This is a genomic window from Pseudomonas asplenii, from assembly GCF_001293465.1.
In the GTDB taxonomy this organism is placed as follows: domain Bacteria; phylum Pseudomonadota; class Gammaproteobacteria; order Pseudomonadales; family Pseudomonadaceae; genus Aquipseudomonas; species Aquipseudomonas fuscovaginae_B.
Map to the genome: position 1 here is coordinate 143,388 of NZ_JSYZ01000014.1, position 26,261 is coordinate 169,648.

Consider the following 26,261-nt stretch of genomic DNA (forward strand, 5'->3'; position numbering starts at 1 on the left):
AAAGCATGTGCGGAATTGTCGGTGCAGTTGCTGAACGTAATATCACGGCCATTCTGGTCGAGGGTCTCAAGCGTCTGGAATACCGGGGCTACGACAGCGCCGGTGTCGCCGTCTTCACTCACAACGGTACGCTGGAGCGGACCCGCCGGACCGGCAAGGTCAGTGAGCTGGACCAGGCCCTGGCCGGCCAGCCACTGGCCGGCCGCCTGGGCATCGCCCACACCCGCTGGGCCACCCACGGCGCCCCCTGCGAGCGTAACGCCCACCCGCATTTCTCCGGCGCCGATATCGCCGTGGTGCACAACGGCATCATCGAGAACCACGAAGCCCTGCGCGAACAGCTCAAGGGCCTGGGCTACGTCTTCTCGTCGGACACCGACACCGAAGTGATCGCCCACCTGCTGAGCCACAAGCTCAAGGACCTGGGCGACCTGACCAAGGCCCTCAAGGCCACGGTCAAGGAACTGCACGGCGCCTACGGCCTGGCCGTGATCAATGCGCAGCAGCCCGATCGTCTGCTGGCAGCCCGCAGTGGCAGCCCGCTGGTGATCGGCCTCGGCCTCGGTGAGAACTTCCTCGCCTCCGACCAACTGGCCCTGCGCCAGGTGACCGACCGCTTCATGTACCTGGAGGAGGGCGATATTGCCGAAATCCGCCGTGACAGTGTGCAGATCTGGGACATCGATGGCCAGGTCGTCGAGCGCGAAGCCGTGCAGTATCGCGATGGCGCCGAAGCCGCCGACAAGGGCGAGTTCCGCCACTTCATGCTCAAGGAGATCCACGAGCAACCCTCCGTGGTGCAACGCACCCTGGAAGGTCGCCTGAGCCAGAACCAGGTGCTGGTCCAGGCCTTCGGCCCCCAGGCCGCCGAGCTGTTCGCCAAGGTACGCAATGTACAGATCGTCGCCTGCGGTACCAGCTACCACGCCGGCATGGTCGCGCGTTACTGGCTCGAAGGCCTGGCGGGCATTCCGTGCCAGGTCGAAGTCGCCAGCGAATTCCGCTACCGCAAGGTGGTGGTGCAGCCGGACACCCTGTTCGTCTCCGTCTCCCAGTCCGGCGAAACCGCCGACACCCTGGCCGCGTTGCGCAACGCAAAAGAACTGGGCTTCCTCGGCAGCCTGGCGATCTGCAACGTCAGCATCAGCTCGCTGGTGCGCGAGTCGGACCTGACCCTGCTGACCCAGGCCGGTCGCGAAATCGGCGTGGCCTCGACCAAGGCTTTCACCACCCAACTGGTTGGCCTGCTGCTGCTGACCCTGGCCCTGGGCCAGGTCCGTGGCACCCTGGCGGAAGGTGTCGAAGCCGAACTGGTGGAAGAACTGCGTCGCCTGCCGACCCGCCTGGGCGAAACCCTGGCGATGGACGCCAAGGTCGAGAAGATCGCCGAGCTGTTCGCCGACAAGAACCACACCCTGTTCCTCGGTCGTGGCGCGCAGTATCCGGTGGCGATGGAAGGTTCGCTCAAGCTCAAGGAGATCTCCTACATCCACGCCGAAGCCTATCCGGCCGGCGAACTCAAGCACGGCCCACTGGCGCTGGTCGACAATGACATGCCGATCGTCACTGTGGCGCCGAACAACGAACTGCTGGAGAAGCTCAAGTCCAACCTGCAGGAAGTCCGCGCCCGTGGCGGCGAACTGATTGTCTTTGCCGACGAACAGGCCGGCATGAGCAATGGCGAGGGGACCCACGTCATCACCCTGCCGCACATCCACGACACCCTGGCGCCAATCCTCTACACCATCCCGCTGCAGTTGCTGTCGTACTACGTCGCTGTGCTCAAGGGCACCGACGTCGACCAGCCGCGCAACCTGGCGAAGTCGGTGACGGTGGAATAACGCGGTAGACGATGATGATCTGCGGGTTCTGACAATAAAGTCGCTACCAGGACAATAAAAGCTGTATCACGGGGGCCACGTCTCACCTTAGGGGATGTGGCCTCAATGCTTTTACCTTGGACCCCGCAGAGAACACCCGGCCCGTCTGCACCTGTGCTTATCAAGCGCAGGGCTTGAACGACATGATGTCGATATTCTTCTTGCGCACGCTGCTTTTGGGCGCCAGGCGCATGTACCAGTCGCGAAGCCAGCAGGCGATGCTCGACTCGGCCTGTTCGATGCCGCTCATGAAGCGCGCGGTGTTGACGATTTCATTGGCGCGCGGATGCCGATGCGCCTCGTACTCCGCCAGCGCGGTGCGCAGGTCAGGGGTCTTTGCCAGGCGATCAGCCAGTACGACGGCGTCTTCGATGGCCTGCGCCGCTCCCTGGCCCAGGCTCGGCAACATGGGATGAGCTGCATCGCCCAACAGCGCCACATGCCCATCGCAGAACTGCTCTACGGGCTGTCGATCCCTGGCATGCATTTTCAATATGACATCGTCGGGCGTCGCCTCAATGGCGGCACAGACTTCCGGTGCCCAGCCGGCATAGGCGTCGAGCACTTCCTGTTTGTTGAGGCTCAAGGCGTCGTGCGAGGCGTTTTCATGGTTACAGGTCCCCCACCAATAAGCGTGGCCGTCGCCCACATCGCAAAGCCCGAAGCGCTTGCCGCGGCCCCAGTAGTGCGCCACGTAGCCTTCAGTCATGACCGGGTGGCTGAACGGCGTTACCGCCAGCCAGGCGATATAGCCCGAGGATCGCAGGGGCGTCTCGCCCAGCATTTGTCGGCGTATGACCGAGTTGAGACCGTCGGCGCCAATCAGCAGGTCAGCCGCTTGGCTGCTGCCGTCTTCGAAGTGCACCGTCACGCCATGGGCGTGGTTGGTATAACCTGCGCAGCGCATACCCGTTATCAGGGTGTCGGGTGCCAGTTGCTGCGCCAGTGCACGCAGCAGCAAGGGCCGCTGGATACTCATACTGGGGTAGCCCAATTGCTCACCGATCTCATGAATCGGGATGCTGGTGATGGGCGCGCCACCGGTTTTCTTGAAAAAGAACTGGCGGATCTCCTGGCCCGCCTGTTCGACCGGAGCATGGGCGCCGATCGAATTCAGCGCCGCCATGGCATTGGCCATGATGGACAAGCCGGTGCCGCCGGTGCGCAGCGTTTGAGCCGCTTCGAAGACCGTGACCTGCCATCCCGCGCGTTGCAGTGCGATGCCCGCCGTCAGGCCGCCGACACCGGCGCCTGCGACGATGGCTTTCCTCTGTTCTGTCATGCTGTTTTCACCTGTAGCAAGTCATTCACGCCTGATGGAGCGGTCAATCCGGCAGTGTTGCCGGCGTCTCCTATCAGGGCCGCGTCCATGTGTAACTTGATGAAGCTGCCCACCCGCTGGATGTGGGGTTCGCGCATCATCGTCAGGTGGTCGCCTTCTACGCCAATGCGCTGGACCTGGGGAGAAAGCGCGCGCCATCCGCGATAAGGGTCGTTAAAGGCGGTGCCCACCATTTCGTGGGGGCTTTGCAGGACATTGGGCAGCTCGACATCCGCCGCGAATAACGTCACCGGCAGGTCCCGTGGCGGGAAACTGTAGTCCAGCATCCCTTGCCAGTTGGCGTGGAACACCCGGAACAGCTGGTCCAGTGTTGCCACGGTAATGGTTTCGTCGAAAATGCCCTGGTCGATGCCGTGCTGCCGGATCTGCGCAAAGGCTTGCGCATCGCTCATCGCGGAAAAATCCAGCGCCTGATAGTCGTATTCCTTCTGGCCGTCGCCGCTGAGCAATTCCCACATGAACCAATTGAGGAACTCGGAGCGTTCGACCTGCACCTGGCCCTGATTGATACGCACGATGGTGTCGAGCAGGAACACGTTATGCACAAGCCTCCCGCGACGCTGCAACTCGCTCGCCAGCTCATACGCCACGACGCCGCCATACGACCAGCCACCGATATTCAGCGCGCCGTGCGGTACGGCCTGCTCGATGGCATCGGCGTAATAGGTCGCCTGGCCGTAGACCGATGGGATCGGTTCACGGGCGTCCCAGGTTCCCGGCGCCTGCAAGGCCATAAGATTGACCTGGTCCTTGAGGACATGCGCCAGTGCGGCATAGCACAGTACGTGGCCGCCGATAGGGTGGACCAGAAACACCGGCGGCTGGCCAGGCGCGTTCTTGAAGTCCACCAGCGCGCCAGTAGCGGGGTGTCCGGTGGCGGTCCCTTGCAGCACTTGGGCGAATTCGGCGATGGTCGGGGCCTGGATGAAGTCGGCCAATGAGGGTTCCAGACCTTGATGCGTGACCAGCTTCGCGACCAGTTGCACCGCTTTGAGCGAGTTGCCGCCCACCTCGAAGAAGTTGTCATGGACACTGATCTCTTCCAGGCCCAGGGCTTCCTGCCAATAAGCCTGCAACAAGTCTTCAACGGCATTTCGGGGAGCGGTGAAGGGCCGCTGCAGGATGTGTTGAATCTCTACTTTTTGCAGTTGCCGACGGTCGATCTTGCCGGTGGGGCCCACTGGCAGTTGCTCAATGCTGATCAGCGTGTTGGGCACCATGTAATCGGGCAACGCCAGGCGCATCTCTGCCTTGAGTTGATCCAGATCCGGCACGCGCCCCGGCATGGCCTGAACAAAGCCCACCAGATAACGGGTGCCATCGTTTGCCGGCTTGTCGATAACGGCGACTTGTCGAATGTCGGCACCGAATCGGGCGGAGCCCAGCATCGCTACCTCGATCTCGCCCAACTCGACGCGGTAGCCGCGAATCTTCACCTGGGCATCACCGCGGCCTTGATAGACCAGATCACCCCAAGGCAGGTAAAACCCGATGTCCCCGGTTTCATATAGCCTGCGGGCCTGGCCTTCCAGTTGCCGGTAGACAAAGCGTTCGTCGGTCAGGTCGGATCGATTCCAGTAGCCGTTTGCCAGGCAAGGCCCTTCGATAAACAGTTCGCCGATGACGCCGACAGGGCAGGCATTGCCGGCTGCATCCAGAACATGCAGGCGTACCCCGTCGATCGGCGTGCCGATCGACGGCATGCTCGGCCAGGTTTCGCTGGCACCCTCAAGCTTCAGGCGCGTGACCACATGCGACTCGGTCGGCCCATAGTGGTTTTCTACCCGACAGCCTTCGAGGCCATTTATCAGGTCGCGGATCTCACTCGTGATCTTCAACTGCTCACCGGCCACGTTGATCAGGCGCAGGGAGACGGGGCGAATCCCCAATTGCATGGCCACTTCGGCCAGCCCTTGAAAGGCGACGTAGGGCAGGAACAGACGGTTGATCTGCCGTGCGCAGATCAACTTCAACAATTGGATGAAGTCATAGCGCAGGGCTTCTTCAATCATCACCAGTTCAGCGCCGCAGGACAGGGTCGAGAAAATTTCCTGGAACGAGACGTCGAACGAGATTGATGAATACTGCAGTGTTTTCAGCGAAACGGTCGGGTCGATGCCCTGCGCCTGTTCGCGGTTCTGCCAGAGGATCAGATGGGTCAAGGCACGGTGTGGCATGGCCACGCCTTTGGGACGGCCTGTCGAACCCGACGTATAGAGCACATAGGCGTTGTCGTCGGCCTCGATGCCCGCCGCGAGTACGGCAACCCGTTCCGCGCAGCGGCCGGGATCGTTGTCGAACTCCGCGGCCACGCTATCCCAATGCCGCTGGTGTGCGTGCTTCGCCAGTGATGTCACCCGGCTCTGCGATGCGTCGGCGAACAGGATCAGGCTGGGCTGCGAATCCTCGAGAATCAGCCGGATGCGCTCATCCGGGAAGCTCAGGTCAATCGGCACATACGCAGCGCCAGCCTGTATGACGCCGAGCAAGGCCACGATCAGCTCGGGCGAGCGCGGCATCATGATCGCAACCCGGTCTCCCTGGCCTATGTCGTGCCGGTGCAGCCAACTGGCCATTTGCGCACTGGCGTCTCTCAGTTGGCGGTACGACAGTCGGGTCCCGTCGAAACTCACGGCGGTTTGTGGGGCATGGCGGGCAAAGCTGTCCAGCAACAGACTCGCCAGATTGTCATGGGGCCGTGGGATGGCCGGGGCTGGCGTGGTCGGCTCGAGAACGGGGCTCCATGCCGGTACACAGGGGCTGGCCTCTGGCGCGTCCATCATCAATGCCAGGGTGCGCAACAGGTATTCGGCATAAGCCTGCACCTGGCTTTCGGCGACGCGGGCAGTGCGGTAGTCCATCTTCAACATCAGCGAGCCATTGCGCGGATGGCGGCCCAGGCTGGTCAGCAGGTCATAGTTGCTGGCCTCGGTCGTTTCCCAGTCAATAAGGATTCCATCGTCCTCGGCCAGCATGTCACTGAGCACATAGAAATCGACGTAGTTGAACACCACATCCAAGGCTACGTCGGTTTCACGGTGGATCAGGGCGAACGGATAGCGCCGATGCGTGAACACCTGTTGTTCCTGGGCAATCGATTGGCGGACCAGCTCCAGCCAACTCTGGCCCAGCGTGTTGAAACGCACAGGCAATGTGTTGAGGAACAGGCCGAGAATCGAGGCTGCATCCTCGAACTCGGGGCGACCGTGACTGATGACGCCGCACAGCACTTCTTTCTGGTTGGACAGGATGGCTTGCGCAAAGCCATGAGCCGTCAACAACACCGAGCGCAACGGCAGGTCGTGCGCCCTACAGAACGCTTCGAGCCGGGCCAGGTCAGCCGCCGGCATTTCCCGATAGGCCGAACGGTGCGCTACAGGGTCCGGGGCGACCGCATGGACCCAACTGGTCATCGACGCGGCGGGTGCTTCGCGCAAGTATTCGCTCCAGAACAGACGATGCTCAGCCGTCGTCACCGCCGCCTGCTCCAGGGCGATGAAGTCGGCTGGCGTGGTGATCAGGGCAGGCAAAGGGTCGGTTTCTGGCGTCGACGTGTAGAGGGTGATCAGGTCACGCATCAGGGTGGCGACGCTCCAGCCATCGAGAATGGCGTGGTGAAAGCTGAAAACCAGATTAATGTCGTCCGCCGCGACGAATACGCCGAACTGATAGAGCGGTGCCTCATGCCAATCTGGACGGTGACGCTTACGCTCTTCGATGTAACTGGAAACCGCCAGCGCCCGCTCGGCAGGGCCCAGGGCGGTGACGTCGATCACTTGCACAGGCGGCTCGACCGCGCGATGCACACGCGCCATGGGCGTTGCGTGGTGGCTTAGATCAAAGGACATGCGCAACGCCGGATGACGCCGGATCAATGCGTCGCACGCACGGTTCCATGAGGTGGCATCCCAGCGAAGGCGTAGCCGGTAGCGAAAGATGTCGTGATAGATCGCCGAGTCCGGGTACATCATCGAGTGATAGATCATCCCGACCTGCAGCTGCGAAGCCGGGAACACCTCATCGAACACGCCCTCGCTGGCCAAGCGGATGTCTTCTGATACTTGGGCAAAAGGCTTCACATGGACGGTGGGCTGCCATTGCGCTGAGGATGCCTGCTGCGTGCTCAAAAGCTGTGCCAGTTGAGCGATGGTCGGGTTCTGGTAGATCTGCCCCAGCGTGAGCGGCATACCTTGCTCACGCGCCTTGATCTGCAGATGAATGACCTTCAGAGAGTCGCCGCCAAGCATGAAATAGTTATCGTGGACGCCCAGTACCTCGCGTTTCAGGTTGTCTTTCCAGAGCGCCACCAGCGCCTGTTCCAGTGCCGTGCGCGGCGCTGTCGCGTCAGTGCTGCCCAGGGGCTCCTGGGGTTCGGGCAAGGCCTTGCGGTCCAGTTTGCCGTTTGCATTGAGCGGGAAGTGCTCCAGCTGAATCAGATACCTCGGCACCATGTAGTCGGGGACGTGCCGGCGCAGATGCGCCTGCAGTGCCTGCGCTGACAGCTCGTTGGCGTGGGTGCCGACCATGTAGCCGACCAGATAGGTATCACCGTCGGTGTCCTGGCGAGCGATCACCACCACATCCCTGACGCCTTCGCAGGCCAGCAGATGCGCTTCGATCTCGCCCAGCTCGATGCGCAGGCCGCGGATCTTCACCTGGAAGTCATTGCGGCCCAGGTACTCGACCGTGCCGTCGGCCAACCACCGGCCCAGGTCGCCGGTTTTGTAGAGACGGGCATTCGGGTCGTCGCTGAACGGGTCGCTGAGGAAACGCTCGGCCGTCAGCTGTGCACGGTTCAAATAACCGCGTGCCACTTGAACCCCGCCAATGTAAATCTCTCCCGCGACCCCCAGGGGGACGGGCTGCTGATGGGCATCCAGCAGGTAAATCCGGGTGTTGGCGATCGGCTTGCCGATCGGCGTACTGTCGGGCGTGCCGGGGCCCGAGCAGTCCCATGCGGTGACGTCGATGGCCGCTTCGGTCGGACCGTACAGGTTGTGCAGCGCGATATCCGGATACTGCGCCTTGAAGCGCCGAACCAGATGCCCGGGTAACGCTTCACCGCTGCACAGCACACGTCGCAGCTCACTGAAGCCTTGGCGGTCGCCATGCTCCAGAAAGACATCGAGCATCGATGGCACAAAGTGCATCAGGGTGATGCCGTGTTCACGGATGACGTGAGCGATGTAGGCCGGATCCTGATGACCGCCTGGGCGGGCCATGTGTAGCTGGGCGCCGGCCAGCAAGGGCAGGAAGAACTCCCAGACCGACACGTCGAAGCCGAAGGGGGTCTTTTGCAGGACGCGGTCGGTTTCATTCACTGCGTAGTGGTCTTGTGCCCAAAGCAGACGATTGACCACGCCACGATGCTCGTTCATCACGCCCTTGGGCGTGCCGGTCGAGCCGGAGGTGTAAAGCACGTAGGCCAGATGAGCCGCGGTCAGGCCCGGCACCTGGGGATTGGCCAGCGATTGACCCTGCAATGACTGACAATCCACATCAATCACCGGTACCGCAACGCTCGACAGCAGGCTCACTGTCGTCTGTTGAGCCAATACGGCAGAGGGAGTGCTGTCCTGCAGCATGTAGGCAATCCGGTCCGCAGGATAAGCCGGGTCCAGCGGTACATAACTGCCGCCGGCTTTCAGGATCGCGAGTAAACCGATGACCATCGACTCGCTACGCTCGGCGCAGATGGCCACACGGTCATCCGGTTTTACCCCGATATCGAGTAAATGATGTGCCAGTTGGTTGGCCCGGTCATTCAGCTCGCGATAACTCAGGCGGATATCGCCATGCACCACGGCGACCGCTTGCGGCGTGCGCTCCACCTGGGCTTCGAACAAGCCGTGGAGTGTCTGCTCCAAGGGGTAATCGAACGCGGTTGCATTGAAGTCGACCACCAGTTGATGGCGCTCCTGCACCGGCAGGATCGAGAGGCTGTGCAAGGGCGCCTGAGGAACCTGTTCAAGGGCTTCGACCAGGCTTTCCAGTGCGGTCTGCACGTAATTGCAGATACGCTGCGCACCGATGTCGACCACGGTCTGGGCATTGAGGATGAAGTCCTCCCCCAGGTCGTCCACGTTCAATGTCAGTAGGTAGTTACTGCGTTCCTCGGCGTTCAATACTTGAATGCCGGCCCATACCGCGCCGATCTCCCGACTCAAGGCTTCGCCGTCAGTGTGTCGGTAGTTGAGCAGGGCATTGAAGAGGGGCAGATCGCCCGGCACACCGCTGCAACGCTGCGCCAGTGTCAGCGAGGCATGTTCATGTTCGAGCAGTGCCGACAGCTGTGCGTGAGTGGTTTGAACGCTGGCCCGGGCCCCCTGATCACCCACCTTGATACGCATCGGCAAGGTATTGATGAACATGCCCAGCGCACGGTCTGTACCGGCCGAGCCGCTCATTCGACCGATCAGGACGGTACCGAAGACGACGTCGTCGCGTCCTGAAAAGCGTCCGATGACCTGGGCCCAGGCCAGGTGCATCAGGCTGGCTGGACTCACTCCGGACAGCCGGGCCTGCCTGCGCAGGCGTTGGCTCAAGGTGCTGTCAATACGGTGATACACCTCTTCGATTGCGTTTGCGCCGCCGTGCACGTCGTGCAGGTTGAACGGCAGGGTCGGCTCGTCGAGGTCGCCGAGCATGTTGCGGAAGAAGGCTTCCTGGGCTTCGACACTGGCGCCCAGGCGGGCCTGGGCCACGTAATTGCGGTACGGCACCGAGGCCGGCAGGTCATGGCCTTTACCCAACATCAGGGCCTGTATCTCGTCACGCATGACGGCCAGCGCAGTGTGGTCGAGCACCAGGTGATGGCACAGCAGCAGCGAGACGATGCGCTGATGCGCGGTATCGTAGGCACTGACCAGCCGCATCAACGGTGCCTGGCCCAGATCCAGGCGATAGTGCTGCGGGTCATGGCGGTGTTGCAGTTGCGTGGAGATATCCCCTTGAGCCGGATCAAGGTGGAGGGTTTCCGTGGCAAGGGTGGCCTGGCGCCATACCACTTGCACCGGTTCGTCCAGCCCTTCCCAGAGCAGGGCGGTACGAAGGATATCGTGGCGCTGGATCAGTTGTTGCAGTGCCTGGCTGAATGCGTCCAGACGGGCTTGATCCTCGAAGGCAAAGACGGATTTCAGGACATAGGGGTCGCCCTGCTCACCGCGCAGGTGATGGAAAAGAATACCTTCCTGCAGCGGCGCCAGGGCATAGATGTCCTGCACGTTGGCCAAGCCCCCGGGTACCGTGGCCACGATGCGGTCGATAGCGGCCTGGGTGAGGTTCGCCAGGGGCAGCATGTCCGGGGTAATGCGTTTGCAGTCCTCGGGGATCCGATTGGCAGGTACCACGATTTCCGCACCTCCGCCCACGGCCGCCGCCAGGGCGGCCAGGGTCGGCTGGCTGAACAGCACGCGAACATCGGCGCTCAGGCCGATCTGGCGCATCTGCTCTATCAGCTTGACGGCCACCAATGAATGCCCGCCCAGCTCGAAGAAGTGGTCATGGCGACCCACCTGATCGATGTCCAGCAATTCTTGCCAGATAGCGGCGATGGCGGTTTCGGTGTCACCAATAGGCGCCTCGTATTGGCGGTTGACCATCGATGACTGGGTGGGCGCGGGCAGGGCCTTGCGATCCAGCTTGCCGTTTGAGGTCAGTGGCAGCGACTCCAGGCGCACGTAGGCAGCGGGCACCATGTGGTCCGGCAGTTGGGCCTGCAGATGCTGGCGCAGCAGGTCGGGGCTCACTGCGGCATCCGTGGTGAAATAGGCCACCAGGCGCTTGTCGCCCGGCATGTCTTCACGGGCCATGATCACCGCTTCTTTCACCGCCTCGTACCCGGCCAGGCGGGCTTCGATTTCACCCAGCTCGATACGGAAACCCCGGATCTTGACCTGATCGTCATTGCGCCCCATGTACTCGAGGCGACCGTCAGCAGCCCAGCGCACCAGATCGCCCGTGCGGTACAGGCGGGCGTCGGGCTGTTCGCTGAACGGGTTGGCGAGAAAGCGTTCTTCATTCAGTTCGGGGCGATTCAGATAGCCTCGCGCCACGCCGGCGCCACCGACATACAACTCACCGACCACGCCCGGAGGCATGGGCTCGCGGCGGGCGTCGAGCACATACAACTGCAAATCCGGTATCCGCTGGCCAATCGGGCTGACGCCTGCCCGCTCGACATCGTCGGCCTGCAAGGGGTAATACGTCACGTGCACGGTGGTTTCGGTGATGCCGTACATGTTCACCAGTTGCGTCCCGGCGTTGCCTGGCCTGGCGTACCAGGGCTTGAGGATGCCGGTTTCCAGCGCTTCGCCGCCAAAGATCACGTGGCGCAACGCATGGGCTTGCTGGCTGTCGGCCTGTGCGGCGATCAGTTGGCGGAAGGCGGAAGGGGTTTGGTTGAGCACTGTGACCCCAGCGTCACAGAGCAGTGCATAACATTCCCGGGGTGAGCGACTGACCAGGTGCGGGACGATCAGCAGTTGCCCGCCGTGCATCAGGGCGCCCCAGATTTCCCAGACCGAGAAGTCGAAAGCAAACGAGTGGAACAGTGCCCAGACGTCATCCGGGCTGAAGCCAAACCAGCCGTCGGTGGCCGAGAACAGGCGGGCCACGTGGCGATGTTCGACCTGCACGCCTTTTGGCAAGCCGGTGGAGCCCGAGGTGTAGATCACGTAGGCCAGATGCGAGGCGTCCAGGCCCGGTACCTGTGGGTTCTGCACGGATTGCGCCTGCAAGGCGGCATCGTCCAGATGGATGACGGGTAGTGATCCGAGCGCCAGCACCTGCGCTGTCGCGGTGTGTACCAGCACCGCGACCGGTGCGCTGTCTTGCAGCAGATAGGCCAGGCGCTCAGCGGGGTAGGCAGGGTCCAGCGGCACATAACCGGCCCCCGCCTTGAGAATCCCCAGCAGGCCGACAATCATCTGGGGGCCACGTTCGACGCAGATAGCGACCCGGTCATCGGGGCCGACGCCCAGTGTGATCAAATGATGCGCCAGTTGGTTGGCGGCACGATTCAGTTCGGCGTAGGTCAGCGCCTTGCCGTGGTGATCGCTGACGGCGCAGGCGTCTGGTTGGCGTTCTGCCTGTTGCTCGAAGCGCGTGTGAATGAGTTCATCGTCAGGGTACAACTGCTCAGTGGCGTTGAATGTCTGCAGCACCTGTTGCCGTTCGGCCATCGGCATGATCGGAAAGTGTGAAACCGCCGTGTGTTGCTGCTCGACCACGTGGGTCAGCATGGAAAGCATGCGCGTTTGAATCTGCTGCACTTCTTCCAGCGTGAAAAATGCCGTATTGAAGTTGAAGTCCAGATAAACGTCTGCGTTGGGGTTGTAGTCGCACACGAAAATCGCCAGCGGCAGGCGCTCATGCCCGCTGTACAGGGAATGCACTTTGGTCGGGCTGTCGCCGAAGATCACCTCTCCATCGAGACTCTCAAACGACAGTGACACGTCAAACAGTTGCCGCCGGCTCATCTGGTTCAGTTTCAGCATCCGGTTGAGTTCTGCGATCGGAAAGCGTTGATACCGGTAGCTGCGGCGCAACTGGGTGGAGGTCGTCTGCATCAGTTCCAGAAACGAAGCCTGGGGGTCCACCTCAAGACGGATGGGATTCAGGGAGGAGAACATGCCCGCGGTGTTCTTCTGGTAAGCCGTTGTCCGGTTGTGGACCGGCATGCCGATGACGATGGAGTCGACACCGGTGGTACGGCAGAAGTAAGTGCTGATGACGCTCATGAAAATATGAGGCAGTGACAGGCCCTTACTGCGTGCAAACTGCCCGAGCTCCTCGAAAAGAGCCCGGGGGATCATCATCTGGCTCAGCGCGCTGGGCGCTGTTCGGTTGTCGGCAACCGCGACGCGTGGCTGCAGAAAGGGTGGCGGCAGCTCGGCATAGCGCTCTTTCCAGAAAGCCTTGTCACGTTCGAAACGGGTCGATTCCAGATAGGCTCGGTCCTCGGCGAGAAACGACAGATAAGAATTTCCCTGGGGTGGATTGTGATCACCCCGCAGCAGGCCGTTGTAAGCGTCTACCACCGCGTGAATGATCAAATAGACCGCGATGCCATCCCCTACCAGGTGGTGGTTGCGATACAGGCAGTAATGCCGATCCGCTCCGCAGCGCACGAGCCTGGCCTCCCACAGCACCTCCCCCAGCAGCGTGAACGGCTGGCGAAAAACATCTTGCAGGTAGGCCTTTACAGGTTCTTCGCCAGCCTGTTCGCCTGAAAACTCGACAACGCTCAGCTTCGCCTTGACGTGGGGCAGTACGCGCTGACGCACGCTTGCACCCTGCTCACTGAGCACCAGGCGCAAGGACTCATGGCGATCCACGATCAGCTGGAACGCTTTCTCGAACAGCGGCAGATCCAGTTCACCCTTGATCTCAAGGACCATGCCGATGTTGTAGTAGGGCAGTTCGGGATTCGCGATCTGGTCAAACCAGATGCCTTGCTGGGGGGAGGTGAGTTCAACGGCTGGCGTTTCAGGGGCGAACATTGGCAAGTCAGCGGATGTCATGGGGGCGCCTGTATTCAAGTCACTCAGGCTCGCCAACAACCAATGGGTCGGATGTGAAAAGCCAGGGAGAGGGGGGCGGAATGTGCAATGGACGTTCTGTCTGTTCGGTAACCACAGCGAACCGACCGTCATTGCATCGTGGTCGGGTGCTTGCTTGAGCGGCCGATATCATTCGCGTCATGCGCCGGCGAGGGATCCATGGGGGGTAGCGAAGTTGGTGGATTCCAACGCAGCCATGACTGAAAACGATCAACTTGACGTCATTAGGCGTTTACAGAGGGGAGAGATCTATACCGGAAAAGGGGGACACCAGAGCAAGCAGTCGCTTGTTCCGGGGGCAGAGGAAAACCCGTTTTCGTGCATCAGCCGGGAACACGGTGCAACGGTCTACGCTGTTTGCGCTTGTGCCGTGTTCAGCCTGCTGGCTAGTGCGCTACAAGCCACTCACCACAACCGTGGTAGTCGCGATCCCCGACCTTGAGCAGCACGGTGGCCTCGAATGGCTTGCCGCTCATGTCGTCGGTGCAGGGGCTCCTGTCGATCAGTACCTGGATTTCAGTACCGTCCGCGGCATTGCCGAAAAAGCCGTCGGTGGTCGATTCGCTCTTGGTCACCTCGGTTTTCTGCCGGCCGTAGTTCATCTCCAGGTGCAGCGGCGGCGTTTCTCCCATCCCCACTTCAACGACCCAGCCCGGCTCGTTGCCGGTGCCGCGAAAACCACCCTTGAGGGCCGCGGCGTCGGGGTGTGTCGAGGACATTCCACTGCCCGAAGAGGCCGATTGTTCGCACCCGGCAAGCGACAACAGCAAGGCGGCGCAGAGAAGTCCTGAGTAGTTCATGTAGGAAATTTCAGTGCTTGAAAACCATGAGGTTAGCGCAGTCGAGCCGTCGGGGCCGAAAACGAAGGTTTCAAAGTGTTAATGGGCCTGTCGACTTATCCACAGCTCGTCGGCCTACCTACTGGTTTGGCTGGGTTTTGCCTACAATGCCGTCGGCTTGAGCTGACTTGTTGATCAATCAGCCCTGCCTTTAGGCTCTGGTTCTCGTTGCCAAATCAACGAGCGGGTTTGACGATCCGAACGAATCAGAGCGCCTTTGCGCCACCATGTCCTTCCTGGCTCATCTGGGGAAGGAACGCTTCATGGCGGCTGTGCGCGGGAGGCCTTAGGGTCTGCCGGTTCCTTGGTTCCCGGTTCGTCAACCTGCGTACAGCTGCCACCTCATTGTTTGACGACGGTAGGTGGTGGTCTCTCGAACCAGGAGCCGAACTTCATGAAAACCAAGATCGTTCCAGACCCACCCCATACTTCCACTCTGGATGAAAAATGCGCCGTGGTGCGTGATGTCATTGGCCGTTGCATCGACTATCTCGCCCCCGACTCCGATCCTGCACAACCCCCGCGCTTTGGCGTGATCGACAAGACCGCCGCACTTCCCACGGACTACCTCGACGCCCACAAACTCCCGGTCTTCACGGTCCGCGCAGGCATCGACGTGGAAGTGGCCCTGCAGCATGTGTCGTTTTTGCTCAAGGCTGCCGAGTACGTCGCCGATGATCTGGTTCCTTCCACCAACGATCTGGCTCGGGACCAGCTCTGGTCGATCACCCATTCGGTCGAAATGGCCCGGGCGGTGGTGGATGCGTTGCTGAGCGGTGCACATCGATCGCTTGGGTGAATGGCGTCCTTCTCTTGTCGGAAGGCTCGCCGCTTCAGTCGTCGGTCCTGGGTCTGTCCAGCATGGAAAAGGCCCGTCGAGACGGGCCTTGTGAAACACGATGAAACGGAGTGTCAGCGTGAGGTGGCAGATGCCAGCCTGCGCTTGATACCGGCCTTTATCCTGGTCATCCAGCTGGCTGGAGGAGTGACCGCCGGGCTGGGTGGAGCCTCGACGGGGGGCGCGATTGCTGCAGCCTTCACTGCAGGAGCTTGCGCTGTCGGCCGCTGAAGGCCATCAAGCACCTGCTGCGAGTTCGCCCAGAGGTTGGGTGAGCCTTCAGTGAGCACCATCCGGCTTTGCATTTGCTGGCGCGCAGGAAATTCAGGGGCCAACAGGGCCTCGGCGAACGAGAGCCCCATCACGATATTATTCTGGTTCTGCTCGAAAAATATGCCGTGGTCGGAAATCTGATTCCTGATACCGGATGCGTATCGCTTTACCTGGTACTCCGACATTTCACTCATCGACAGCGTGTTGATGACCAGGTCGAAATTTTCGGACAGCGTGTCGAACAGGTAATTCGGTAGCAACGACAGGCGCTCGTTACCGGCTCCGCCATGCATTTTCACGTTCTGGGTCGCTATCGACAGGTAGATACCGGAGAAAAGCAGGCTCTCTGGCAAATCGCAGATGACATATTCGCAGTCGGGTACGGCCTCCATCAGTGCCAGCGCCAGAGCGCCATAGCCACCGCCGATTTCAAGAATTCTCGCCGGTCGACCCAGCGATCTCAGCTTGTCCAGAACTCCGGACGAATAGAGCAGCGTCATCCGTTCCTGATAGACGCGGGTATCGTAGTTGACGAGGACGCCGTCAACGTACCAGCCGACTTCCCCCAGGATATGAGGTGGTTTTACCCTGGCCCATTCCGGCACATCTTTTACAGAGTCTTGCCAGGATCGAATGACCTCAGTGGGGTCTATCTGGCGCAAGCGGTCGTCGAAGTCGCTCGATATTTCGCCAACACTTCGAACGCCGCGTGCCCCTTTCATTTCCCTGAGGCTGTAGCCAGTAAAGCATTGCGCCATCAGCCTCAGATTGCTGATGTGTGTCCATTCAAGCGTTGCAAGCAGTTTGACGGCGTCACGAAAGTCGTTTGGAGAGTCATCGGCCCAGTTCGCGTCAGGCTTCCCGAACTTCGCATCAAGGCCACGCTTCTCGATGATGTCGTCTCGATTTTCGAGCGAGGCGAGAACTTCGACGGCCATCCGTTTTGCCGCCTCTCGCCGCGCCTCCGATGGCGCCGCTATTCCAGATAATGTCGCAATACTTGAAATTTCCACTGATTTCCCCTGCGTCCTGCGTTCAAGAGTAAAAAGACCAAATGATAGTAGAAGAAACCTGTTCTGCAGGAACTGCCCCTGTGGCTTGAATGAGTGTGCTTGAACCGTCCTGATATCCACAAGCTATCCGTTTTCACTGGCTATGGATTATCAACATTGATGCAGAATCTTTCATTACAAAACCCTGGCTGTTGGCCGGTGAACTCCTGTAGCCAATACTGTCCGATCTCTGCAAGATTCACTCACCGCATGCCGCACAGGCATCTGCCGTCTTATCCACACCCAAGGGGGATTCCATGCCAGTTGTGACTATCGATGGTCAGCCGCTCCACTACCTGGACCAGGGGAAGGGCGAGGTGGTCGTCCTCGGCTCCAGCTACCTGTGGGACAGCGCCATGTGGGCGCCGCAGATCGCCGTGTTGTCCCGGCACTATCGGGTGATCGTGCCGGAGCTGTGGGGCCACGGTCAGTCGGGGCCCTTGCCGGCCACCACCCACAGCCTGGATGACCTGGCCAGCCAGGTGCTGGCCTTGCTCGACCGGCTGGATATCCAGCGTTTCAGCCTGGTCGGCCTGTCGGTCGGCGGCATGTGGGGCGCGCGCCTGGCACTGGCTGCGCCGCAACGCATTCGTGGCCTGGTGCTGATGGACACCTATGCCGGTGCCGAACCGGAAGCCACCCGCCAGTATTACTTCTCGATGCTGAAGATGATCGAGGACGCCGGCACTATCCCGCCGCCGCTGCTCGATGCCATCGTGCCGATCTTCTTCAGGCCCGGCATCGACCCCGAGACGCCGTTCTACCAGACCTTCCGCCATTCCCTGACGGCCTACTCCCGCGAGCAACTGCTCAATAGCATCGTCCCGCTGGGGCGGCTGATCTTCGGCCGTGACGATCGTCTTGCGGCGTTGGCCGCGCTGAATGCCGAGACCACCCTGGTGATGTGCGGCGAGCAGGACAAGCCTAGGCCACCGAGCGAAGCGCGGGAAATGGCCGAACTCATCGGCTGCTCGTACATCGGCATTCCCGAGGCGGGGCACATTTCCAGCATCGAGAACCCGGCCAGCGTGAACCAGGCGCTGCTGGCGTTCCTGGAAAAACTCTCCGGGTAATCCCGCCGGGTTTTCGATACGCTGAAAAGGGCCGCCGATGCGGCTCTTTTCTTTGCGGGTGCGTACAGGGGGCACAGTGGACAGATTCCAGGAAATGCAGGTGTTCCTTGCCGTCGCCCAGGAGCAGGGCTTTTCGGCGGCCGCGCGGCGCCTGAACCTGTCGGCGCCCAGCGTCACCCGGGCGGTGGCGGCCCTGGAGCAACGCATTGGCGCGCAACTGCTGATTCGTACCACGCGCAATGTGCACCTGACCGAACCCGGCCAGCGCTATTTCGAGGATTGCCGGCGGATTCTCGCCGAACTGGAAGAAGCCGAAGCCTGCGCTGCCGACAGCCACGCCCATCCCAGCGGGCAACTGACCATGACCGCGCCGGTGCTGTTTGGCGAGTTGTACGTCACGCCGGTGATGGTGCGTTACCTGGAACAGTATCCGGCCGTGACCATCAATGCGCTGCTGATCGACCGGGTGGTGCGCATGGTCGAGGACGGTATCGACGTGGCGGTACGCATTGGCGAGTTGGCGGACAGCGGACATCACGCGGTGCGGGTAGGGCAGGTGCGGCGGGTGGTGTGTGCCTCCCCCGGCTACCTGGCGCAGCATGGCCGGCCCGGGCATCCGGATGAGTTGCGCCAGGCGCGGATCATCATGACATCCAGCGCTTCCCAGGTCCGCAGCTGGCAGTTCGCCGACGGCGACAAGCCGCTGAATGTGCGATTGGAACCGCGCATGGCGGTGACCGCGAACCAGGCGGCGATACGGGCGGCGTGCCTGGGCGCGGGGTTGACCCGGGTGTTGTCCTACCAGGTGGCGGACAAGCTGGCTTCGGGGGAACTGGAGGTGGTGCTCGAGCACTTCGAGCTGCCGCCGTTGCCGATTCATGTGGTGTACCAGGGCGGGCGCAAGGCCCCGGTGCGGGTGCGCAGTTTTGTCGATTTTGTGGTGGCGGCCCTGAGGGAAAATCGGGCCTTGAGAGGATGAACACGGTTGAGTCCTCTGGCGCTTTATTTCACCCACTGAAATAACGGATTGCCATTCCTGGTGATTCTGTTGTTTTCGCCGGAGGCGGAAGATGACTCCACCGCGCGGTCCATCCCGGATCGCATCAGCGCCTCTGGAGTGTCCAATGTCTCAGCCTGCCATCAAACTCTATAACTTCCCTCGCTCCGGTCATGCCCATCGCGTCGAGTTGATGCTGTCCCTGCTCGGCCTGCCGGTGGAACTGATCCATGTCGATCTGCCCGGCGGTGCCCACAAGAAGCCCGAATACCTCGCGCTGAACCCCTTTGGCCAGGTACCGGTGATTGACGACCAGGGTGTGGTCCTCGCCGACTCCAACGCGATCCTGGTGTACCTGGCCCAGAAGTATGGCAACGGCCGCTGGCTGCCGAGCGATCCGCTCGGTGCTGCCCGGGTGCAGCGTTGGCTGTCGGCGGCGGCGGGGCCGATTGCCTTTGGTCCGGCGCGGGCGAGGCTGATCACTGTGTTTGGTGCGAACTTCGATGCCGAGGAGGCGATCAGCCGCTCCCATGCCTTGCTCAAGGTGGTCGAGCAGGAGTTGAGCCACACGCCTTATCTGGTCGGCTCCGAACCGACCATCGCCGATGTCGCCGGCTACAGCTACATCGCCCATGCACCGGAGGGCAACGTCTCGTTGGCGGACTACCCTAAGGTGAGGGCCTGGCTGGCGCGTATCGAAGCCTTGCCAGGTTTCGTACCGATGCCACGCACTGTCGTTGGCTTGCAGACGGCCTGAGTCCGCACGGGAGAGATCGCGATGAAACAGTCCGGCGTTTCACCCTGGCATGCGGGCGAACGGCAGATGCAGGCACGAGTCGGCGTCGCCGAGCGGATGGCTGAACTGGGCACCCGGGTGGTCCGGGACTATATGCCGGACCAGCATCGCGATTTCTTCCGGCAACTGCCGTTCATGCTGTTGGGTGCGGTCGATGACGCGGGGCGGCCTTGGGCCAGCCTGTTCGAAGGCGAACCTGGTTTTGCCTCGTCCCCGGATCCGAAACACCTGTTGGTCGACAGTTTTCCCCAGCCCGAGGACCCGACTTATAAAGCCGTGCTACAAGGGGCGGCGCTGGGCCTGTTGGGCATCGAACTGCACACGCGGCGGCGCAACCGGATCAATGGGCGTATCCATAGCCTGGGAGAACAGGGCCTGGATATCGTCGTGGAACACAGCTTCGGTAACTGCCCGCAGTATATCCAGCTACGCCAGTTCGAGCGGGTGGCGCCAGTCGATCCGGCACAACGGGTCGTCCACCGTGGCACGACACTGGACCCGCTGGCCACGGCGATGATTCGTCAAGCCGATACCTTTTTCGTCGCCAGCTATGTCGATATCGACGGTGTCCGTTCGGTGGACGTTTCCCATCGCGGCGGCCAGAGCGGTTTCGTCCGGGTGGAGGGTGACTGTCTGACCATCCCGGACTTCTCCGGCAACCTGTTCTTCAACACCCTGGGCAACCTGCTGGTCAATCCACGGGCCGGTTTGTTGTTCATCGACTTCAACAGTGGCGACCTGCTGCAATTGAGCGGTCGCACCGAGATCATTCTCGACGGCCCGTTAGTGAAAGCATTCCAGGGCGCGGAGCGTTTGTGGACGTTCCACGTGGAACATGTTGTTCGCCGCCCGGCTGGTTCGACCTTGCGCTGGAAGTTCGAAGGCTTTTCCCCCAATAGCCTGATGACCGGCAATTGGCAGCAGGCTGCCGCCCGCTTGCAGGCCGAAGCATTGGGCAATAGCTGGCGGCCGCTGCGCATCGAGCGGATCGTCGAGGAAAGCCGCAATATCCGTTCGTTGTACCTGCAGCCAGCCGACGGGGCGGGGAGTCCGCTGTTCCAGGCCGGGCAGCATCTGCCCTTGCGCTTGAACATCGATGGGCAGACTCATATTCGGACCTACAGCCTGTCCGGAGCGCCATCTGATCCGTTTCTGCGGATCAGCGTGAAACGCGATGGGCGGGTGTCGTCGCATATCCACGATCACCTGCAAGTAGGCGATCTGCTTGAGGCGAGAGCGCCACAGGGGCACTTCACCGTGGCACCGAGTGCGCCGCGTCCGCTGGTGCTGCTGGCGGCGGGTGTCGGCATCACGCCGTTGCTGTCGATGCTGCGCGAGGTGGTTTACCAGGGGCAGCGCACACGGCGGATGCGGCCGACCGTGCTGTTCCTCAGTGCCCGCTCGCTGGCGGAACTGCCGTTCACCGAGGAGTTGGACGAGCTGATGGCGCGTGCCGGGGAAACGGTGCGGGTGGTGCGTCTGCTGAGCCAGCCGGAGGCGCAGGCGGTGCCGGGCAGGGATTACGATGTGCGTGGGCGCCTGAGTGTCGAGGTCATGCAGCAGTTGCTGCGTATCGACGACTATGACGCGGTGGATTTCGTTCTCTGCGGGCCGGGTGGTTTTACCCAGGATTTATACGATCAATTGCGTGACAGGGATATTCGTGACGAGCAGATCCATGCCGAAACGTTTGGTCCGTCGACGCTGAGTCGGCGGTTGGATCCGGGCGCCAGGCAGATCGAGCAGCCGCCGGCGGCTACCGTAGCGGTGCCGGTGCTGTTCCACCGGTCGGCGAAAGAGGCCCGTTGGCAGCCGGAGGGGGAAAGCCTGCTGGCGTTGGCGGAGAGCCGTGGCTTGCGGCCGGAGTTCAGTTGCCGGGGTGGCTCGTGCGGTACCTGCAGCACGCGGCTGATCAGTGGACGGGTGCATTACCCGCGGCCGCCGGCGGAACTGCCGGGGGACGGGCAAGTGTTGATCTGCTGTGCGGTCCCGGCCCAGGGGGAGGAGCCATTGGTGCTCGATCTCTGAACCATGCGGCTGTGATGGGGCGTTCCCACGCGGAGCGTGGGAACACTCAAGCAGGTGTAGCGTCTGTATCGGTCAGCGGCGCAGGCGGGTATCGACCTGAGTCATCCGGCTGCGCAGGGTGAACACCCCGTCACCCGAGAGAATCGCGCCACGGGCGAACAGCCGACCGTTCTCCCAGTTCGAAAGACCCAGCTCCGGCTTGTTCAACGCATACTGCCCATCGACCCAACGGGTGAAGCCATCACCCACGAAGGGCGCATTGATGCTGTTGTAGAAGTAGTCATGGGCCTGGCGATCGGCGCTGAGCAGCGACACGGTGAACTGCGGGCTGTAGCGATTGAACAGGGCGATGGCCTGGTCCAGGTCGTCGACGATCTTCAGGCTGACTTCCGGCGTGTCCTCCCATTCCCATTCTCGACCCAGTTGCGCCTCGGGGAGGATTTCCGTCTGTGCCTCTTCCTGGTCGCCCTCGGCCCGGCGAACCTGGACCCGCGCCTGCAGCCACTGTTCGGGCAGCACGCCTTCGTCGCCGCTGACCACATGCAGCTTGCAGCTCTGACCACGAGCCCGGCCGGCCTCGGTCAGGGCCTCGAGGAACACCGGCACCAGTTCCGCCGCCCGCTGACGATGGATCACACAGACGTTCAGTGTGTTGCATACCTTGCGATCGAGGGAGTTGCGCACCACGTCGGCGAAACGGGCGGCATCGGCATCCTGGTGGGCGACCAGCCAAGCACCGCCGGTGCCGTGCAGGCTGACGACGGTACCGGCCTGCTGGGCGATGCCGCCGAGCTGTTTCACTGCGTGGCCCGAGCCACGGGCCACGGCCAGGGACAGGCGGCGGTCGGCGAACATCGCCCAGCCCGCTGCGCGGTCGAGGCTTTCCACCAGCGATACCGCACCCTCTGGCAAACCGGCTTCACGCAGGGCCGGCGCCAGGGCGTGCCTGACGATCGCCTGGGCGGTGCCGAGGGCATCGCTGCCAATGCGCAGCACGGCGGTATTGCCGGTGCGCAGAACCCCGGCCGCATCGGCGAAGACGTTGGGCCGGCCCTCGAAAACGAACGCCACCACACCCAGCGGTGCGACCACCTGCTCGACTTTCCAGCCTGCATGTTCCACGGACTCGCGTACGCGGCCACGGATCAGCGGTGCATCGCGCCAGGCGCGCAGCCCGGCGATCATGTCGCGGCGCATGGCCTGGCTGGTGGCCAGGCGCGTGGTGGAGCGCCCCAGGGCTTGGGCGCGGGCCAGGTCGGCCTGGTTGGCGGCCTCGATCAAGGCCCAGGATGGCTCGGCCTCCAGGTGCCCGGCGAACAGGTCGAAGAAGCGGCTGATGGCTTCGTCCGAAACCTGTGCCAGGGCACTGAAGGCGTTTTGCGCGGCATCGATGGCAGCCGCGGCGAGCTGCTGCACCGACTGTGGGATCAGCAGCAGTTCACCGCTGCTCTGGTCGACCAGCAGATGATCGCCCGGCTGGAAACGCTCGGCCAATTCCGGCGGTACCGGGGAAACCCGATTACCCGCGTAGAGAATGGGAGTGCCGGCGATAAGACGATCGAGCGTGCTGGTCATGGTGACTGGACTGCCTGAATAAATGAGGAATGAAATGTATAAGAAAAACGCCGTCGGCTCACCTGCTAACGGCGTTTGTCATGCATGAAGGTTCAGGCTTGCTGGATAAAGGCCAGGCGCGCGGCAAAGCCGATCAGCAGGCCGCCGAACAGCCATTGCTGCAGACGCTGGGCCCGCGGGTTGCTGTCCAGCCAGCGGCCGATCCAGGCGCCGGTCAGGGCATAGGCGCTGTCGAACAGCAGGCCGACGCCTACCAGCGTTGCACCGAGCCCGAGGAATTGGGCGCCGACGGCCCCGGCCTGGGCATCGATGAACTGTGGCAGCAGCACCGAACAGAACAGCAGTGCCTTGGGGTTGAGCAGATTGGTCAGCAGCCCCTGGCGAAAGGCGCCGCGCCAACCGAGTCGAAGAGGGTGCGCGGCCCGGGCGGCGCCCCCAAGGCTGGCCAGCGTGCCGGGGCGCAGCATGCGGATACCGATCCACAGCAGGTAGGTGGCGCCTGCCAGGCGCACCAGGTCGAAGGTCCACGGGGCCGCCCTGAACAGTGCCGCCAGGCCCAGGGCGGCGAGGACGACATGGCAGGCACGGGCCACGGCCAGCCCCAGTGCGGTGGTGAGAGCCAGGGCGCGGCCATGGCGGGCGCCGGTTTGCAGCAGCAGGATCATGTCGGGACCGGGGAGCAGATAGACCATCGCCAGCGCGAGCAGGTAGAGGAGCATCGTTGCCGTTCTCTCGATTGAGTGGGGGAACAGGCAAAAGTCTATGCCGGAAGGCCGGGGCAGGTGCTTGCGTATTCGACCCCGCACGGGCTTAGACTTGGCACAAAATGCCAACAGGAACCACTCGGGTAGCTGGATATGCCAAAAATCAAACTCGATGCCTACGACCGCAAGATTCTCGCCGCGCTGCAACGCGATGGCCGCCTGAGCAACGTCGAACTGGCCGACGAGATCGGCCTGTCGGCCTCGCCGTGTTTGCGCCGGGTGCGCATGCTGGAAGAGGCCGGGGTGATTCGCGGTTACCAGGTGAACCTGGATCGGGACGAGGTCGGGCTGGGGCTGACGGTGTTCGTCGGGGTGAAGGTCGAGCGGCACCACGAGGCCGACGCCGAGGCGTTCCGGTTGGCGGTCACGGCCCTGCCGCAGGTGATCTCGGCGTTCCTGGTGTCCGGCGAGTCGGATTTCCTGCTGCAGGTGGTGGTCCCCGACCTGCGTGCCTACGAACGCTTCCTCACCGGCGAACTGTTGCGCCTGCCGGGAGTGCGCGACATCCGCAGCAACTTTGCGATCCAGGCGGTGAAGGCGCCCGGACCGCTGCCGCTCGATCATCTTCCTGTCTAGTGTCCTGTACGGTCAATTCGAAGACTCGAAGTTGAGCAAGCGAATCAGCTACACAGGGCACTAGATCTGTGTCGCCAGGCCTTCCACGTTCATCGCCGCCTGGCGCAAGGCCTCGGAGCGGGTCGGGTGTGGGTGGCAGGTCAGGGCGATGTCTTCGGCCGAGGCCGAGAACTCCATGGCCACGCAGTATTCGCCGATCATCTCGCTGACGCTCGGGCCGACCAGGTGCACGCCGAGGATCTCGTCGGTCTGCGCATCGGCCAGGACCTTGGCGAACCCTTCGGTCTCGTGGTTGATCTTGGAGCGGCTGTTGGCGCTGAAGGGAAACTTGCCGGCCTTGTAGGCGCGGCCTTCGGCCTTGAGCTGCTCTTCGGTCTTGCCGACACTCGCCAGTTCCGGGCGGGTGTAGATCACGCTGGGAATCAGGGCGTAGTTGACCTCGGCGGCCTTGCCGGCGATCCGTTCGATGCAGGCCATGGCTTCGTCCTCGGCCTTGTGGGCGAGCATCGGTCCCGAGGTGACATCGCCAATCACCCAGATGCCCGGCACTTCGCTGCGATGACCGTGCTGTGCGAGCAGGCCGCGCGGGTCGGTGGCGAGGCCGACGTTTTCCAGGCCGAGGCCGCGGGTGAACGGGCGGCGGCCGATCGCCACCAGCACGTAATCGGCTTCGATCAGTTCGCTCTCGCCGCCGGCGGCCGGCTCGACCCGCAGTTGTACGCCGGTGGCCGAAGGGGTGGCGCGGGTCACCTTGGTACCGAGCCTGAAGCCGATGCCCTGTTTGCCGAGGGCGCGCTGCAGGGTCTTGCCAGCCTCGAGGTCGGTGCCGGGGCAGATGCGGTCGAGGTATTCGACCACCGTGACCTGACTGCCCAGCCGTCGCCACACCGAGCCCAGTTCCAGGCCGATCACCCCGGCGCCGATCACCACCAGGTGGCGCGGCACTTCCGGCAACGAGAGGGCGCCGGTGGAGTCGAGGATGCGCTGGTTGTCGATTTCCACGCCGGGCAGTGGCGTCGGTTCGGAACCGGTGGCGATCACGATGTCCTGGGCCTGCAGTTGGCTCTTGCGGCCATCGGCGGCCGTCACCTCGACCTGACCGGGCCCGGTGAGGCGGCCCCAGCCCTTGATCCAGTCGACCTTGTTCTTGCGAAACAGGTACTCGATACCCTTGGTCAGCCCGGCAACGCTGTCGTCCTTCTGCTTCATCATCTGCGCCAGGTCGAGGCGCGGCGTCACCTCGATACCGAGGTTGGCCAGCTCGCCGCTGGTGGCCGCCTCATACAGTTCGGAGGCGTGCAGCAGGGCCTTGGAGGGCATGCAGCCGACGTTCAGGCAGGTGCCGCCGAGGGTGTCGCGGCCCTCCACACAGGCGGCTCTCAGGCCCAGCTGACCGGCGCGGATCGCCGCGTTATAGCCGCCAGGCCCACCGCCGATGATGATCACGTCGTAATTGCTCATGGTTGTTCTCCTGCCAGTCGGGTCACCAAGGGAAACAAAATATTATGATCATAATATGAGCGCATAGCAGGATGCCGGTCAAGTGCCTGTCTTGCCAGCGGTGAGCCCACGGTCTCCGTGGGAACGTCTCCCAGGACGCGTCCGCACGGGTGACGCAGAGCGTCAGGGGCTGCATTCCCACGCGGGGCGTGGGAACAATCGGATC

The 26,261-nt window shown here is 62.4% G+C and carries 14 protein-coding genes; 7 read left to right on the forward strand and 7 right to left on the reverse strand.

The window, feature by feature from the left end; translation table 11 throughout:
- The first annotated feature begins 5 nt into the window (after positions 1-5).
- Positions 6-1,841, forward strand: coding sequence for a glutamine--fructose-6-phosphate transaminase (isomerizing) (gene glmS / locus PF66_RS17895; protein ID WP_054063426.1), 1,836 nt, complete (start codon positions 6-8; stop codon positions 1,839-1,841).
- 160 nt (positions 1,842-2,001) lie between these two features.
- Here the strand turns inward: glmS and PF66_RS17900 are convergent, their stop codons facing one another.
- The 3 genes from PF66_RS17900 to PF66_RS17910 all read right to left on the reverse strand — a co-directional run bounded on the left by PF66_RS17900 (position 2,002) and on the right by PF66_RS17910 (position 14,503).
- The gene (locus PF66_RS17900) at positions 2,002-3,162 is read right to left on the reverse strand and encodes an FAD-dependent monooxygenase (RefSeq protein ID WP_054063427.1); all 1,161 of its coding nucleotides are present in this window, start codon (positions 3,160-3,162) and stop codon (positions 2,002-2,004) included.
- Positions 3,159-13,745: a non-ribosomal peptide synthetase gene (locus PF66_RS17905; protein ID WP_160320662.1), complete on the reverse strand. Its 10,587-nt coding sequence runs from the start codon at positions 13,743-13,745 to the stop codon at positions 3,159-3,161. Before PF66_RS17905 ends, PF66_RS17900 begins: the two co-directional genes overlap by 4 nt.
- A 425-nt stretch (positions 13,746-14,170) precedes the next feature.
- Positions 14,171-14,503: a hypothetical protein gene (locus PF66_RS17910; protein ID WP_239687876.1), complete on the reverse strand. Its 333-nt coding sequence runs from the start codon at positions 14,501-14,503 to the stop codon at positions 14,171-14,173.
- A gap of 514 nt (positions 14,504-15,017) precedes the next feature.
- On the opposite strand from PF66_RS17910, the gene PF66_RS17915 reads away from it, so the two are divergent.
- Complete coding sequence (locus tag PF66_RS17915) at positions 15,018-15,422, forward strand: DUF3077 domain-containing protein (RefSeq protein ID WP_054063429.1); 405 nt, start codon at positions 15,018-15,020, stop codon at positions 15,420-15,422.
- Between the two features lie 113 nt (positions 15,423-15,535).
- Here PF66_RS17915 and PF66_RS17920 read toward each other — a convergent pair whose 3' ends face one another.
- Entirely contained in the window at positions 15,536-16,747 is a 1,212-nt protein-coding gene (locus tag PF66_RS17920; RefSeq protein WP_152973051.1) for a putative sugar O-methyltransferase, read from the reverse strand.
- Positions 16,748-17,043: 296 nt separating this feature from the next.
- Here PF66_RS17920 and PF66_RS17925 point away from each other — a divergent pair, with 296 nt between their 5' ends.
- The 4 genes from PF66_RS17925 to PF66_RS17940 all read left to right on the forward strand — a co-directional run bounded on the left by PF66_RS17925 (position 17,044) and on the right by PF66_RS17940 (position 21,680).
- Positions 17,044-17,859: an alpha/beta fold hydrolase gene (locus PF66_RS17925; protein ID WP_054063431.1), complete on the forward strand. Its 816-nt coding sequence runs from the start codon at positions 17,044-17,046 to the stop codon at positions 17,857-17,859.
- A 76-nt stretch (positions 17,860-17,935) separates the two neighbouring features.
- On the forward strand, positions 17,936-18,838 hold the full coding sequence (locus tag PF66_RS17930; RefSeq protein ID WP_054063432.1) for a LysR family transcriptional regulator: 903 nt from the start codon (positions 17,936-17,938) through the stop codon (positions 18,836-18,838).
- A gap of 145 nt (positions 18,839-18,983) precedes the next feature.
- Positions 18,984-19,613 carry a glutathione S-transferase family protein gene (locus tag PF66_RS17935; RefSeq protein ID WP_054063433.1) on the forward strand — a complete coding sequence of 210 codons (630 nt, stop codon included), beginning with the start codon at positions 18,984-18,986 and terminating at the stop codon, positions 19,611-19,613.
- Between the two features lie 21 nt (positions 19,614-19,634).
- Positions 19,635-21,680, forward strand: a complete 2,046-nt coding sequence (locus PF66_RS17940) for a pyridoxamine 5'-phosphate oxidase family protein (protein ID WP_054063434.1) — start codon at positions 19,635-19,637, stop codon at positions 21,678-21,680.
- 72 nt (positions 21,681-21,752) lie between these two features.
- On the opposite strand, the gene PF66_RS17945 is transcribed toward PF66_RS17940, so the two are convergent.
- On the reverse strand, positions 21,753-23,255 hold the full coding sequence (locus PF66_RS17945) for an aldehyde dehydrogenase family protein (protein WP_054063435.1): 1,503 nt from the start codon (positions 23,253-23,255) through the stop codon (positions 21,753-21,755).
- A gap of 92 nt (positions 23,256-23,347) precedes the next feature.
- Positions 23,348-23,974 carry a LysE family translocator gene (locus tag PF66_RS17950; protein WP_054060962.1) on the reverse strand — a complete coding sequence of 209 codons (627 nt, stop codon included), beginning with the start codon at positions 23,972-23,974 and terminating at the stop codon, positions 23,348-23,350.
- A 147-nt stretch (positions 23,975-24,121) separates the two neighbouring features.
- Here PF66_RS17950 and PF66_RS17955 point away from each other — a divergent pair, with 147 nt between their 5' ends.
- Positions 24,122-24,595 carry an Lrp/AsnC family transcriptional regulator gene (locus PF66_RS17955; protein WP_054060963.1) on the forward strand — a complete coding sequence of 158 codons (474 nt, stop codon included), beginning with the start codon at positions 24,122-24,124 and terminating at the stop codon, positions 24,593-24,595.
- Positions 24,596-24,655: 60 nt separating this feature from the next.
- Here the strand turns inward: PF66_RS17955 and lpdA are convergent, their stop codons facing one another.
- Positions 24,656-26,056 carry a dihydrolipoyl dehydrogenase gene (lpdA, locus tag PF66_RS17960; protein ID WP_054063436.1) on the reverse strand — a complete coding sequence of 467 codons (1,401 nt, stop codon included), beginning with the start codon at positions 26,054-26,056 and terminating at the stop codon, positions 24,656-24,658.
- Between the last annotated feature and the right edge of the window lie 205 nt (positions 26,057-26,261).